16 protein-coding genes are annotated in these 13738 nt (G+C 72.3%); 7 read left to right on the top strand and 9 right to left on the bottom strand.

All coding sequences use genetic code 11. The features are described from left to right. Window positions 1–38: 38 nt before the first annotated feature. Entirely contained in the window at window positions 39–791 is a 753-nt protein-coding gene (locus ACIQGV_RS16870) for a VOC family protein (RefSeq protein ID WP_402495320.1), read from the top strand. A 238-nt stretch (window positions 792–1029) separates the two neighbouring features. Here the strand turns inward: ACIQGV_RS16870 and ACIQGV_RS16875 are convergent, their stop codons facing one another. The 7 genes from ACIQGV_RS16875 to ACIQGV_RS16905 all read right to left on the bottom strand — a co-directional run bounded on the left by ACIQGV_RS16875 (window position 1030) and on the right by ACIQGV_RS16905 (window position 6354). Beyond that, a complete protein-coding gene (locus ACIQGV_RS16875) occupies window positions 1030–1362 on the bottom strand; it encodes a DUF952 domain-containing protein (protein WP_402495323.1) in 333 nt (110 codons plus the stop codon). 9 nt (window positions 1363–1371) lie between these two features. After that, window positions 1372–1551, bottom strand: coding sequence for a hypothetical protein (locus ACIQGV_RS16880; protein WP_402495326.1), 180 nt, complete (start codon window positions 1549–1551; stop codon window positions 1372–1374). Window positions 1552–1698: 147 nt separating this feature from the next. Continuing rightward, complete coding sequence (locus tag ACIQGV_RS16885; RefSeq protein ID WP_402495328.1) at window positions 1699–1938, bottom strand: hypothetical protein; 240 nt, start codon at window positions 1936–1938, stop codon at window positions 1699–1701. 64 nt (window positions 1939–2002) lie between these two features. Beyond that, window positions 2003–2587 carry a dihydrofolate reductase family protein gene (locus ACIQGV_RS16890; protein ID WP_402495331.1) on the bottom strand — a complete coding sequence of 195 codons (585 nt, stop codon included), beginning with the start codon at window positions 2585–2587 and terminating at the stop codon, window positions 2003–2005. A 127-nt stretch (window positions 2588–2714) separates the two neighbouring features. Further along, entirely contained in the window at window positions 2715–3344 is a 630-nt protein-coding gene (locus tag ACIQGV_RS16895; RefSeq protein ID WP_402495332.1) for a GNAT family N-acetyltransferase, read from the bottom strand. Window positions 3345–3524: 180 nt separating this feature from the next. Continuing rightward, window positions 3525–4817 carry a family 2 encapsulin nanocompartment cargo protein polyprenyl transferase gene (locus tag ACIQGV_RS16900; protein ID WP_402495334.1) on the bottom strand — a complete coding sequence of 431 codons (1293 nt, stop codon included), beginning with the start codon at window positions 4815–4817 and terminating at the stop codon, window positions 3525–3527. A gap of 130 nt (window positions 4818–4947) precedes the next feature. After that, window positions 4948–6354: a family 2B encapsulin nanocompartment shell protein gene (locus ACIQGV_RS16905; RefSeq protein ID WP_402495335.1), complete on the bottom strand. Its 1407-nt coding sequence runs from the start codon at window positions 6352–6354 to the stop codon at window positions 4948–4950. Window positions 6355–6588: 234 nt separating this feature from the next. On the opposite strand from ACIQGV_RS16905, the gene ACIQGV_RS16910 reads away from it, so the two are divergent. After that, a complete protein-coding gene (locus ACIQGV_RS16910) occupies window positions 6589–7482 on the top strand; it encodes a 1-aminocyclopropane-1-carboxylate deaminase/D-cysteine desulfhydrase (protein ID WP_402495337.1) in 894 nt (297 codons plus the stop codon). 199 nt (window positions 7483–7681) lie between these two features. Here ACIQGV_RS16910 and ACIQGV_RS16915 read toward each other — a convergent pair whose 3' ends face one another. Further along, window positions 7682–9277: a Na+/H+ antiporter gene (locus ACIQGV_RS16915; RefSeq protein ID WP_402495340.1), complete on the bottom strand. Its 1596-nt coding sequence runs from the start codon at window positions 9275–9277 to the stop codon at window positions 7682–7684. A 58-nt stretch (window positions 9278–9335) separates the two neighbouring features. On the opposite strand from ACIQGV_RS16915, the gene ACIQGV_RS16920 reads away from it, so the two are divergent. From ACIQGV_RS16920 to ACIQGV_RS16930, 3 genes are all read left to right on the top strand, one after another. Beyond that, window positions 9336–9596, top strand: coding sequence for a UBP-type zinc finger domain-containing protein (locus ACIQGV_RS16920; protein WP_402495342.1), 261 nt, complete (start codon window positions 9336–9338; stop codon window positions 9594–9596). 281 nt (window positions 9597–9877) lie between these two features. Continuing rightward, a complete protein-coding gene (locus ACIQGV_RS16925) occupies window positions 9878–10291 on the top strand; it encodes an anti-sigma factor (protein WP_006136266.1) in 414 nt (137 codons plus the stop codon). A 17-nt stretch (window positions 10292–10308) separates the two neighbouring features. Beyond that, window positions 10309–11451: an RNA polymerase sigma factor SigF gene (locus ACIQGV_RS16930; RefSeq protein WP_402495344.1), complete on the top strand. Its 1143-nt coding sequence runs from the start codon at window positions 10309–10311 to the stop codon at window positions 11449–11451. A gap of 46 nt (window positions 11452–11497) precedes the next feature. Here ACIQGV_RS16930 and ACIQGV_RS16935 read toward each other — a convergent pair whose 3' ends face one another. Beyond that, on the bottom strand, window positions 11498–11935 hold the full coding sequence (locus ACIQGV_RS16935) for a hypothetical protein (protein ID WP_402495346.1): 438 nt from the start codon (window positions 11933–11935) through the stop codon (window positions 11498–11500). Window positions 11936–12093: 158 nt separating this feature from the next. Between ACIQGV_RS16935 and ACIQGV_RS16940 the strand changes: the two genes are divergently transcribed. Both ACIQGV_RS16940 and ACIQGV_RS16945 read left to right on the top strand, forming a co-directional pair. Further along, window positions 12094–13062, top strand: a complete 969-nt coding sequence (locus tag ACIQGV_RS16940) for a diacylglycerol/lipid kinase family protein (protein WP_402495348.1) — start codon at window positions 12094–12096, stop codon at window positions 13060–13062. A 317-nt stretch (window positions 13063–13379) separates the two neighbouring features. Beyond that, a complete protein-coding gene (locus ACIQGV_RS16945) occupies window positions 13380–13637 on the top strand; it encodes a WhiB family transcriptional regulator (protein WP_006142322.1) in 258 nt (85 codons plus the stop codon). The last annotated feature ends 101 nt before the right edge of the window (window positions 13638–13738 follow it).

Genomic DNA, 13738 nt, shown 5'->3' on the forward strand with positions numbered 1-13738 from the left:
GCGCGGCCCGCGGGGACTTCACACCTACGATCATCGGCATGGACATCCGCTGGACCTACGCGTTCGCCGACCGGCCCGCCGCCTCCTTCGACCGCGCGTGCGTGTTCTGGACCGCGGTGACCGACACCGGGCTGTCGGAACTGCGCGGCGACGACCGAGAGTTCACGACGCTGCTGCCGCGCGGCGCCGATCCGTGCGTGAAGATCCAGGGGGTCGCGGACGGGCCCGGCGGGGCGCATCCCGACTTCGCCGTCGAGGACGTCGACGGGTTCACCGGGCGGGCCCGGCGGCTGGGGGCCGAGGCCGTCGCCGAGCACGACGGATGGGCCGTGCTGCGCTCCCCCTGCGGCCAGTTGTTCTGCGTGGTCCCCTGGCAGGGAGAGCGGGTGCGGCCGCCCGTGGTGCTCGGGAGCCGGCTGGACCAGCTCTGCCTGGACGTCCCGCCCTCCGCCTTCGAGGCCGAGACCGCCTTCTGGAGCGCCCTGCTGCCCGGCTGGGAGTCGCTGCCCGGTTCACGGCCGGAGTTCCACGTCCTGAAGCCGCCGGCCGGTCTGCCGCTGCGGCTGCTGCTCCAGCGCCTGGACACCGAACGGCCCGTCTCCGCGCATCTCGACCTCGCCTGCGCGGACATCGACGCGACCCGCGAGCGGCACGAACTGCTGGGCGCGCGGACGGTGGCGCAGGGCCCCCACTGGACGGTCATGCGCGACCCGGCGGGCGGCACGTACTGCCTGACCGGCCGGGACCCGGAGACGGGCGGCCTGCCGGGCCGCTGGCGGCCGGTGCCGTAGGCGCAGGCGCAGGCGACGGCGCAGGCGCAGGCGCAGGCGACGGTCGTCGGATGCCCGGCGGCCGGGCAGCCCTCGTACGCGTCCTGCTCCGTGCTCGGCAGCGGCGCCGGGGTGCTGTTCTCCTCCCGGCGGGCGCGCGGCGGCTCGGCCGCGTCGTCGAGCCACAGCGTCAGCGCGCCGCCGACGGCGACGGTGACGGCCCGGACGAGAACCGTCCCGCGCCAGAGGCGTCGTCGCGTCACGCCCACGGCTCCACGGCGACGACCGCGTCCACCGGGATCGGGCCGTACACGTGCGGGAACTCCTCCGCGCCGGGCTCGGGAGCCTCGTACTTCAGCGGCACGTCCAGACGGGCCGGATCGATCACGAGGACGACCAGTTCGCCGGGGCCGTCGTAGGAGCCGTACAGGAAGGCCGCCACCTTCGGGAGCTGTTCGCGGGTCGAGCAGTGGACGAACCCCTCCTCCTCCAGGGTGCGGCCGCGGGTGGACATCGTGTAGGCGCCGCGTTCGCGGGCCGCGTCCCACAGGGAGCGCTCGGTGATGTGCAGGACGGACGGCTGTTCGGGCATGGGCCCACGCTAGCCCTTCGGACGGGCCGCGCGCTGCCGCACATGACGCCGCCCGGGCAGGCTCGGGGTCTTCGCGGCCGCCGGCTCGCGGGCCGCGCGGGCCGCGCGGGCGGCCGCCGCTTCCTCGGCGCGCTCCGGGAGGTGCGCGTGCGGTGTCCGGGCGGCGGCCCTGCCCGTCGGCCGGCTCACCGCTCCCGGTGAGATCACCGTCGAGGGCGCCCGTGCGGTCGTCAGCACCCTGACCAGGTGCTTCGTCGTCCGCTCCTTCGGCCGGGCCCCCGGCGGGCGGCTCTCGCGGGGGGCGCCGGAGCCGTCCGGGGATGCTCGGCGACAGGTTCAGGACTGTTCCGCGGCGGGCTGTCCGGACTGCGGCTCGGGGGCGTCCTGCTGTCCGTCGGCTGGTTCCGGTCCGGGCGGCCGGCGGACGACGCCGTACGCGTCGGACGCCTCGCAGTCCGGGTTCCGGCAGGGGCCGGGTTCCCACTTCGGGACCCATGCGCCCAGCGTCTTGTGACGCCGCACGACCGTGTCGACGCGCTGTCCGCAGTCGGGACAGACGGGTTCTTCGCTGCCCATGTCTTCAGGGTAGGGCGGGTGGGAGCCCGGCGCTTCCCGCTGCGCCCGGCGGCCCCGGCCGGCGTCAGCGCTTCCTGCGGTACGTCCGCACCAGGGCGCCGTTGCCGAACGTGCGCACCTCGCCGAGGGTGAACTCCGTGAGGGAGACCTCCGCGGCGAACATCGGCATGCCGCTGCCGTAGACCATCGGGTACGTCTTGACGACCAGCTCGTCGATCTCGTCGAGCAGTTCGCCCGCGACCGTGGAGCCGCCGCACAGGTAGATGTCGAAAGGACTGTCCTCCGCCTTCAGTTCGCGGACCTTGGCGACGAGGTCACCGGAGACGATCTCGACATGGGGGTCGGGCGACTCCGTGATGCTGCGCGAGGCGACGTACTCGCGCAGGTGGGCGTAGGGGCTGGTGACGCCCTCCCGCAGACCCACCTCGTAGCTGGCGCGGCCCTGGAGGACGGTGTCGAACCGCTTCAGGGGCAGGCCGTCGATGCCGAGTGCCTTGCGGCCGGGGGCGGACAGGGTGTCGGGGTGCTCCGCCGCGAGGTAGCCGATGAACTCCTCGTCGAGGTAGGCGAACATCGCCGACGCGTCGCCGGACGGGTCCCCGATGAACCCGTCGAGGGAGCAGGCGACGAAGTACGTGAGCTTGCGCAAGCCGGTCTCTTTCCATGAGGCGCCGTGATGACATCCACAGTTATAGTACTTCACTTGAAGTGGTTTCAAGAAGGCAAGCGGTCCCGCCGCAAGTGACAGACATGAATCCGCCCACCGGGCGGAAGGTTCAGCTCCGCGGATCACGCCACATCGGCCACATCGGCGGGCCGTCCGGCAGCTCCAGCGGCCGCCCCGCGGTCTCGAAACCCAGCCGCTCGTACAGCGCACGGCTGCGGGCGTTGCTCGCCTCCAGATAGGCGGGCAGGCCCTCGCGGTCACAGCGGTCCAGGACGTGCCGGACGAGCGCGGTGCCGAGACCGCGGCCCTGGCGGGCGGGGTCGACGCCGATCATCCACAGATACGCGTGCGCACGGTCCGAGGGGTGGATCCCGGCGGTCAGCCGGCCGATCAGCTCGACCCGCTCATTGGCCGGGTCGACGGCCTCACGCATCTGCGCGAACCCGTCGTCGCCGGCTTCGTCCGCATCCGCATCCGTGTCCGTCCCGCCGCTGCCGTGGGGGTCCGCCGGGACGGACAGCCACAGGGCGCAGGCCGCGCCGTCCTCGGTGAGGTCGATCCGTCCGTCCGCCAGCACGATGTCGGTGAACGCCGCCATCAGCCGGGGGTGCGTCGCCCGGCGGTGGTCGTCGCCCGGGAACACCCAGCGGCTCACCGGGTCGTCCTGGAAGGCCCGGTCCAGCAGCCGCACGACCTCGTCACGGTCGCCCCGCCCCGCCACCCGTATGCCCACGCCCATGCCCGCACCTCTCAACCGGCCTTGATCGTCCGGGGGTTGAGGGTAGCGGGACCGGCGGCGGGGCGGGACACCGACCGCGGCCACCGGTGTCGGCCGGAGCCCCCGGGCGCCGTGCTGCGTCAGGACCGCACGGGCGTCCGGGGGCTCCGGGGAGAGGGGGCCGTCGGCGGCCGGCCCGCCTCAGCTGGTGCGGCGGGTGACGAACTCCGCCAGGGAGAGCAGTCCTCCGGCCGTCTCCGGATCGGGTATCGCGCGGGCCAGTTCGGACATCGCCCGGGACATCCGGTCGGCCGCCTGCGCCTGCGCCCAGTCGCGGCCCCCGGCCCGCTCCACGGCCAGGGCCGTGCGCTCCAGGTCCTCCTGGTCGTACGGGACTTCGTACAGGGCCGCCAGTTCGGCCGCGGCCGGCGTACCGGAGGTGAGCGCGGCGACCACCGGCAGCGACTTCTTGCGGGCGGCGAGATCCGCGCGGGCCGGCTTGCCGGTGTGTCCGGGGTCGCCCCAGATGCCGATGACGTCGTCGATGAGCTGGAAGGCGAGCCCGGCCTCACGGCCGAACGCGTCCAGCGCCTCGACGTCGTCCGGCGACGCGCCCGCGTACAGCGCGCCGAGCGCGCACGCGCAGCCCAGCAGCGCGCCCGTCTTGGCCTCCGCCATGACGAGGACCTCGTCGAGTCCGACCTCGGTGGGAGGGCGGCGTTCCATGGCCGTGTCCACCTGCTGGCCCTCGCACAGCTCGATGACACAGGCCGCGAGCCGGGAAGCGGCCGCCGCGGACGCCGGGTGCGGATCCTCCGCGAGGAGCCGCAGGGCGAGCGCCTGCATGGCGTCCCCCGCGAGGATCGCGCCGGCGTCGCCGAACACCGTCCACGCGGTGGGCCGGTGCCGGCGGGTCGTGTCGCGGTCCATCACGTCGTCGTGCAGCAGCGTGAAGTTGTGGACCAGTTCCACGGCCGCCGCCGCCCGCACCGCCGCCGTGCGCGCCCTCGGCCCGCCGAGCGCGGCGGCCGCGGTGAGCACGAGCGCCGGGCGGATCGCCTTGCCGGAGTTCCCGGCGGCCGGGGTGCCGTCCTCGTGCTCCCAGCCGAAGTGGTACAGCGAGACCCGTCTCATCGCACCGGGCAGCGACTCCAGGGCGGACCGCAGCGCCGGGTCGACCGCCGTCCGCACCCGCTCCAGGATCACGACCGCCTCCTGCCCGTCACCCGTGCCCGGGCAGCCGGCGGCGAGGTCCTGCGCGGCGAGGACGGCGGACCCGTCCGCCGCGGGAGCCGCGGGGCCGCCCGCCGACGGGGCCGTGAGGACGTCCGCCGACGGGGCCGTGCCGGACACGGGCCCGTCCGACGGGGCCTGCGCCCCGTCGGTGTCGTTCCCCGCGGGCACGTCCGCGGTGTTCTCCGGCCGGGCCGTGACGGGCACCCGCCGGTCCCCGCCGCGCCTCGCCGCGGCGAGGCGCTGTCTGGTGCCCGTCATGAACTCGGTCATGCGCTGCCCCGGTGGAAGGCGGCCGCCACGGACCCCGGCCGCGCGGCCGGGCGGGTGCGCCCGGGGCGGTGCGCCCGCCCGGTGGGGCGGGCGCACACGGCCGGCCGGGAAGGAGGGGTCACCGCCAGCGGCCGATCTCGACGTTCTCCAGCACGCCGAGCGCGTCGGGCACCAGGACGGCGGCCGAGTAGTAGGCCGTCACCAGGTACTTGATGATCGCCTGTTCGTTGATGCCCATGAACCGCACGGACAGGCTCGGCTCGATCTCCTCCGGGATCCCGGACTGACGCAGGCCGATCACGCCCTGCTCCTGCTCACCGGTACGCATGGCGATGATCGACGTGGTCCGGGCCTCGGTGACCGGGATCTTGTTGCAGGGGTAGATCGGCACACCGCGCCACGTGGGGATGCGGTTGCCGCCGACGTCGATCGTCTCCGGCACGAGGCCCCGCTTGTTGAGCTCACGTCCGAACGCGGCGATCGCGCGCGGGTGCGCCAGGAACAGCTTGGTGCCGCGCCGCCTGCTGAGCAGCTCGTCCATGTCGTCCGGGCCGGGCACACCGTCGTGCGGCTGGATCCGCTGGTCGTACTCGCAGTTGGTCAGCAGGCCGAACTCACGGTTGTTGACCAGCTCGTGCTCCTGGCGCTCCTTGAGCGCCTCGACCGTGAGCCGCAGCTGCTGCTCGGTCTGGTTCATCGGCTGGTTGTAGAGGTCGGCCACCCGTGAGTGGATGCGCAGCACGGTCTGGGCGATGCTCAGTTCGTACTCGCGGGGCCGGGCCTCGTAGTCGACGAAGGTGTGCGGGATGTCCGGCTCGCCGGAGTGGCCGGCGGCGAGGTCGACGGCCTTCTCGCCGTACTTGTTGGTGCGCTGGTTCGGGACGGCACGCTGCTCCTGGAGATGCTCGCGCAGGGACTCCGCGCGCTCGGCGATCTGCTCGACGTCCTGACGGGCGAGGGTCAGCACGGTGCAGGCGGTGACCGCGCGGACGGTGTTCTCCCAGATGGCGTCCGCGTCCAGCAGCGCGGCCTCGCCGAAGTAGGCGCCGTCGGCGAGGACTCCGAGCACCGCGTCGTCGCCGTAGGGGCCCTCGCCGACCCGCTCGGCCCGGCCGTGCGCCAGCAGATGGACCTCGTCGGTCCGGCTGCCGAAGGAGGCGATCACCTCGCCCGCCGCGTACTCGCGCTGACGGCAGCGCTGGGCCAGCTCCGCGAGCACCTCGTCGTCCTCGTACGAGCGCAGGGCCGGCAGCTCGCACAGCTCCGCCGGGATGACCTCGACCCGGTCGCCGGTCTTCACGAAGGTGACACGTCCGTCTCCGACGGCGTAGGTGAGCCGCCGGTTCACCCGGTACGTGCCGCCCTGGACGTCCACCCACGGCAGAGTGCGCAGCAGCCAGCGGGAGCTGATCTCCTGCATCTGCGGGACGGACTTGGTGGTGGTGGCCAGGTTCCGCGCAGCCGCGGTGCCGAGACTCTGCTGCGGCTTGCCCTGCTCCGTGCGGACCTCTTCGCCTACCGACATAAAAAACTGCCCTCCCGGTCCTGCCCCGGCAACGGTCGCATGGGGCACCGATCTCGCGTGAAGCCTTCCATCACACAGCGTGGTCGTGCTATTACACGAAAGAGCGGGAATGGATCACGGCGGTCCTGGGCACACATACGGCCTCCGTTTTCGCGCCCGCGACGCCGGGCCCTGCGCGCGGCGGACGCGGTGGACGGATCCGACGCGCCCGGACGTTGTTCGACAATGGGTGCCGTGACCAGCATGGACGCCCTTCAGCCCCGCCTCCCCTCGCCGCTGCACGAGGTCGAGGACGACCGGTTCGGCCGGCGTGGTGTACGGCTGCTCCTCAAGCGGGACGACCTGATCCACCCGGACCTGATCGGCAACAAGTGGCGCAAGCTGGCGCCCAATCTCGCGGCGGCGGCCGGACGTCCGCTCGTCACGTTCGGTGGCGCGTACTCCAACCATCTGCGGGCCACCGCCGCGGCGGGCCGCCTCCTCGGCGTGCCCACCGTCGGCGTGGTCCGCGGCCAGGAGCTGGCGGACCGGCCGCTCAATCCCTCGCTGCTCCGGTGCGCCGCCGACGGCATGCGGCTGCACTTCGTCGACAGGGAGACGTACCGCCGCAAGACCGATCCCGCCGCCCTCACGGCGATCCTGCGCGCGGCGCACGCCGAGGAGGCGTACGTCGTCCCGGAGGGCGGCAGCAACGAGGCCGCGGTGCGCGGCTGCGCGGCGCTCGGGGAGGAGCTGCGCGGACGGGCGGACACGGTCGCCGTCGCCTGCGGCACGGGCGGCACCCTGGCCGGTCTGGCCGCGGGTCTGGACCGCGGCCAGCGGGCCCTCGGCGTCCCCGTCCTCAAGGGCGGCTTCCTGGAGGCGGACGTACGGTCGCTCCAGCGGCGGGCCTTCGGCGGTCCGCGCGGCGACTGGCACCTCGCCGACCGCTTCCACTTCGGCGGCTACGCCCGCACGCCCCCCGAACTGCACGCGTTCGCGGAGGACTTCGAGGACCGCCACGGGCTGCCGGTGGAACGGATCTACGTCGCCAAGCTGCTCCACGGGCTGGTGACCCTGGCCGAGGAGGGCGCCTTCGCGCCCGGTACGGCCCTCGCGGCCGTGATCACCGGCCGCCCGTTCGCCTAGGGGCTGTCCGACGATTCGCGTCGTCGCCCGAAGGGCGGCCACGCGCCGTCAGGTGCGTGCTCTCGGCGTGCCGGCCCCAGGCCCTCGTACCGGGCGTACCCGGGTCCGGGGCCGGTGCAGCGAGAGCGCGTGCACGGCGTCGCGCGGCAGAGGGGAACGGTCGGACAGGCCCTGGGGGCTCGCCGGACCGGTCCCGCGCTCACGTCGTCTCGCGGTAGGCCGCCGCCTCCTCCAGGTCGAGCCTGCGCAGCAGGGTGCGGAGCATCTCGTCGTCGATGTAGCGCATGTCGCGCAGCCTGACGAAGACCTCGCGCTCGGCGCCGATCATCTCGCGGGACAGCCGGCGGTAGGTGTCGTCGACGGTCTCCCCGGTGACCGGGTTGGCCTGCCCGAGGCGTTCCCACACGGAGTTGCGGCGGCGCTCCAGGACCGTGCGCAGACGGTCCGCCAGCGGCCCGGGCAGGGCGTTGCGCTCGTCGGACAGCAGCTCGTCCAGGCACTGCTCGGCAGCCCGGGACGCCTGCGCCTGGGCGTTGGCCTCGGCGAGCGTCTCCGCCTGCACGTCACGTCCGGGCAGCTGGAGCAGACGGATCAGCGGGGGCAGGGTGAGGCCCTGGATCACGAGGGTGGCGATCACGGTCGTGAAGGTGAGGAAGAGGATCAGGTTGCGGCCCGGGAAGGGTTCGTCGCCCTCCATGGTCACCGGGATGGAGAAGGCGATGGCCAGCGAGACCACGCCGCGCATACCGGCCCAGGAGATGACGAACGCGCCCTTCCAGGTGGGGTTCTCCTCGCGTTTGCGGATCCGCGCGGACAGCATCCGGGGCAGGAAGGTCGCCGGATACACCCATACGAACCGGGTGGCGACCACGACCAGGAAGACGGCCACCGCGTACCAGGCCGCGTCGACCCCCTCGTACTCCCCGAGGCCGCGCAGGACGACCGGCAGCTGCAGGCCGATGAGCGCGAAGACCGCCGACTCCAGCACGAAGGCGACCATCTTCCACACCGCGTCCTCCTGGAGCCGGGTGGCGAAGTCGACCTCCCACGCACGGTGCCCCAGGTAGAGCGCGACGACCACGACGGCGAGGACGCCGGAGGCGTGCACCTGCTCGGCGACGCCGTAGGCGACGAACGGGATCAGCAGCGACAGGGTGTTCTGCAGCAGCGCCTCCTTGAGGTGGGTGCGCAGCCAGTGGATCGGCACCATCAGCAGCAGGCCGATGCCGATGCCGCCGAGCGCGGCGAGCAGGAACTCGCCCACTCCCCCGGCCCAGCTCGCGCCCTCGCCGACGGCGGCCGCGACGGCCACCCGGTAGGCGGTGATCGCGGTGGCGTCGTTCACCAGGGACTCGCCCTGGAGGATCGTGGTGATCCGGGACGGCAGTCCCACCCGGCGGGCGACCGCCGTGGCCGCGACGGCGTCCGGCGGTGCCACCACCGCGCCCAGCACCAGCGCCGCGGTCAGCGGCAGGTCGGGGACGAGCAGGTACGCCGCCCAGCCGACCGCGAAGGTCGCGAACAGCACGTAGCCCACCGACAGCAGCGCCACGGGCCTCAGTTGCGCCCGCAGGTCGAGATAGGAGCTGTCGACGGCCGCGGTGTACAGCAGCGGGGGCAGCACCAACGGCAGCACCACATGCGGATCGAGGTGGTAGTCGGGCACCCCCGGGACGTACGACACCATCAGTCCCGCGGCGACCAGCAGCAGCGGCGCCGGCACGGGGCTGCGGCGCGCGGCACCGGCCACGGCCGCGCTTCCCGCGACCAGCAACAGCAGTGGCATCACATCCATGTCTCGCCCGCCCTCTTTTCCGCGCGGCCATGCGCACGCCCGTCGTAACCTGGCAATCATGAAACAGTGCACGCATGCCGACGCGCTGCCGCTCCCGGAACCCGGCCCGTTGAGCGAGACCTGCCAGGAGTGCGCCGCGGCCGGCACGCACCCGGTTCAGCTGCGGCTCTGCCTCACCTGTGGCCACATCGGCTGCTGCGACTCCTCACAGGGCCGACACGCCACCAGTCATTACAAGGAGTCGGGGCATCCGGTGATGCGCACCTTCGAGCCGGGCGAGGACTGGCGCTGGTGCTTCGTGGACCATGTACTCGTGTGACTCCGGGCGGGGAGCGAGGTGTCTCGTGTGACCCTGGACCTGGACGGTTCGACTCTCTGACGTCTGGGTACGTCAACCCGGCGCGCGCTCTTCCCATTTGGGCCCGCAGAACCTCTAGACACGGAGCGTATCCACAGGTTTACTGTGAGTGACGCCAGGGGGTCGGGGTCCCGGGGCAGGTACGGTCGAGAGCGCGATAGCGTCACCGCTGAACCACACATCGCGTTACCCCGGGGGGCGACCCCCGGCCCCGAACAGCTTGTACCACCTTGGAGGTGAGGGTGTCCCAGATCGCAGGCGAGCCCGCTACCCAGGACTTCGTGGAAGTCCGGCTGCCGGCCGCGGGTGCCTACCTGTCGGTGCTGCGGACGGCCACGGCCGGCCTCGCGGCCCGTTTGGACTTCACCCTCGACGAGATCGAGGACCTGCGCATCGCGGTGGACGAGGCATGCGCGATCCTGCTCCAGCAGGCCGTGCCCGGCTCCGTGCTCAGCTGTGTCTTCCGGCTCGTCGACGACTCGCTGGAGGTCACCGTCTCCGCGCCGACCACCGACGGCCACGCCCCCTCGCGGGACACCTTCGCCTGGACCGTGCTGTCCGCACTGGCGGGCAAGGTCTCCTCCGCGGTGGACGAGGACAGAACCGTTTCGATCAGCCTCTACAAACAGCGCGGCGCGGGACCCGGGCCGGCGTGAAGGACGGGGACGGGCCGGTGCGGGACGAAGAGCGCGGCACACAGGGACTGCGGGCCGAGGACGGGGGCAGCTCCTTCTCGGCCGGGGCCGAGGGCCTCGGCCGGGCCGGACAGCCCGGTCCGGACGGTTCGCGGCGCACGGCCGACGGCATCGACGGCATCCCTGAGCAGGCCCGGCCGCATCCGGAGGACCGTTCCCCGGAGACCGTCGGCCCGGCCGACGGGCGGCAGGGCGAGGCTGCCGGGGCCGGCAGGGGCACGCCTCCGGAAGGGCACGACGGGGTCCGCCCGGTCCGAGAGGCAAGAGCTCGGAGAAGGGCGACGGGCGGGACGATGAGCGAGCACGAGCGGAATTCCGAGGGCGACGGGCCGGCCTCACCGGCCACGCACGGCACACGCCACGACGCGCAGGACCGCAACGGGGCGCGTGCCCTGTTCCTGGAGCTGCGCGAGCTGCCGGACGGCAGCCCCGAGTACGCGGAGCTGCGCAATCGGCTGGTGCGCATGCATCTGCCGCTCGTCGAGCACCTCGCCCGCCGCTTCCGCAACCGCGGCGAGCCGCTCGACGACCTCACCCAGGTCGCCACCATCGGCCTGATCAAGTCGGTCGACCGGTTCGACCCGGACCGCGGCGTGGAGTTCTCCACCTACGCCACCCCGACGGTCGTCGGCGAGATCAAGCGGCACTTCCGCGACAAAGGCTGGGCGGTCCGCGTCCCACGCCGTCTCCAGGAGCTGCGGCTGGCCCTGACGACGGCCACGGCGGAGCTGTCCCAGCAGCACGGCCGCTCCCCCACGGTGCACGAGCTCGCCGAGAAGCTGGCGATCTCGGAGGAGGAGGTCCTGGAGGGCCTGGAGTCCGCCAACGCGTACTCCACGCTGTCGCTGGACGTCCCCGACACCGACGACGAGTCCCCGGCGGTCGCGGACACGCTGGGCGCGGAGGACGAGGCGCTGGAGGGCGTCGAGTACCGCGAGTCCCTGAAGCCGCTCCTGGAGGATCTGCCGCCCCGCGAGAAGCGGATCCTGCTGCTGCGCTTCTTCGGGAACATGACACAGTCGCAGATCGCCCAGGAGGTCGGCATCTCCCAGATGCACGTCTCCCGTCTTCTGGCCCGCACCCTGGCCCAGCTCCGGGAGAAGCTCCTCGTGGAGGAGTGACCCGGCCGCGCGGGAGGGGGCCGCGGGCCGGCCCCCCTTCGTGCGACTACTCCGCGCGGCCCGGGCCGCGGATGCCCAGCGCCCGGGTGGTCTCGCCGTTCACCAGCAGGACCAGGGCCGTCACCGCGACGGCCGCGAGGGCGATACCGGCCGGGATGGCGAGGCTGTCCGCCTGGAGCAGGTTGTAGGCGACCGGCAGGGCGATGATCTGCGTGATGATCGCGGGGCCCCGGCTCCAGCCGCGCCGGGCGAGCAGGCCGCGGGCGGCGAGCAGCGGAAGCAGCGCGAGGGCGATCAGGGTGACGCCGCCGGTGACGGCCTGCTGCCGGTCGTCGGGGGCGCCGGTCAGCCCGCGCACGAGGATCCAGACACCGCCGGTCACCAGCGCGAGCCCTTCCAGCGCGGCGAGAACGGCGGCGTACGTCAGCCGTCGCGGGCGGGGGCCGGTCACATCGACGCTGCTGGGGTTCTGCTCGCTGCTCACCCCAGAAGAGTAGCCCCGGGTCCCGCCCGGCCCGGGAGACGGGCGTCTCCCCTCGGAGGGCCGCCGCGGACGGTCGTGGCGAGGTTCACGCCCGTTTGTCTGATCTGATCCCCGCCTCGCTCTGGGATCGGTACCACCCAGTAGGTAGTGTGCAACGCATGCGTGCACTTCTCGTGGTCAATCCGGCAGCAACCACCACAAGCGCACGTACGCGCGATGTGCTGATCCACGCGCTCGCCAGCGAGATGAAGCTGGAGGCGGTCACCACCGAGTACCGCGGGCATGCCCGCGACCTGGGCCGGCAGGCGGCGGAGAGCGACGACATCGACATGGTGGTCGCGCTCGGCGGCGACGGCACGGTCAACGAGGTCGTGAACGGACTGCTGCACGCCGGCCCCGACCCGGACCGCCTGCCGGGCCTCGCGGTGGTCCCGGGCGGCTCCACCAATGTCTTCGCCCGCGCCCTGGGCCTGCCCAACGACGCCGTCGAGGCCACCGGCGCCCTGCTGGACGCCCTGCGCGAGGGCAGCGAACGCACGGTCGGACTCGGCCTGACCTCGGGCACGCCCGGCACCGACGACGAGGCCGTGCCGTCCCGCTGGTTCACCTTCAACGCGGGCCTCGGTTTCGACGCGGGCGTGGTCGGCCGGGTCGAACAGCACCGTGAGCGCGGCAGGAAGTCGACGCACGCGCTCTACATCCGCCAGGCCCTGCGTCAGTTCCTGGGAGAGCCGCACCGCAGACACGGCACGATCACGCTGGAGGCACCGGACCTGGAACCGGTGACCGATCTGGTGCTGTCCATAGTCTGCAACACCGCCCCGTGGACCTATCTGGGCAATCGTCCGGTGTATGCCTCTCCCAAGGCATCGTTCGACACCGGTCTCGACGTGCTCGGTCTCAGCCGCCTTTCCACGGCCGCGGTTGCCCGGTATGCCACCCAGTTGCTCACTTCGTCCCCCGACCGCGGACCTCATGGAAAACACGCTGCATCACTGCACGATCTGAGCGAGTTCACCTTGCATTCGAAGGTCCCACTGCCTCTGCAGATGGACGGTGACCACCTCGGGCTGCGTACCAGCGTGACGTTCACAGGCGTACGCCGTGCACTGCGTGTGATTGTGTGAGCAGAAGAGGCCAAAGTCCTTTCACTCGAACGTTTAGGCCAGGATCCACCCCATGGAAGTACGGCTGTGACCTAGTCGACACCGAGGAATCAAAAAAAACTTTCCGGAAGGGGTTGTATCCGCCGCTGAGGTTTGCGAGTCTCTACGTGGCGATCGGGACAGCCCGCAACACCGGCTAGCACAGATCACCGGAACCCCTCTTCGAACCAAGGACCACGCCAGGAACCTGGCAGTCGGCCCTTCCCTTGTTGAGGGATTCGTGAAAGCGTTCACATTCACAAGCAACCTGCACGTAATACCAAGGAGAGGTAGCAGCCATGGACTGGCGTCACAACGCCGTTTGCCGCGAGGAAGACCCCGAGCTCTTCTTCCCCATCGGCAACACCGGTCCTGCGCTGCTGCAGATCGAGGAAGCCAAGGCCGTCTGCCGTCGCTGCCCCGTTATGGATCAGTGTCTGCAGTGGGCGCTCGAGTCCGGTCAGGACTCCGGCGTCTGGGGTGGTCTCAGCGAGGACGAGCGCCGTGCGATGAAGCGCCGCGCCGCCCGCAACCGGGCTCGTCAGGCATCCGCCTGACACGACCCACCCCTGCTGACAGCCTGAGGCCGGCGGCGCGTACAGCGAGTACGCAACTCCCGCCCCCCGAGCACGCAGCGCGCAGTACCCCCGATGCGCTT

The sequence above is a fragment of the Streptomyces sp. NPDC093094 genome, from assembly GCF_044754345.1.
Lineage (GTDB): Bacteria > Actinomycetota > Actinomycetes > Streptomycetales > Streptomycetaceae > Streptomyces.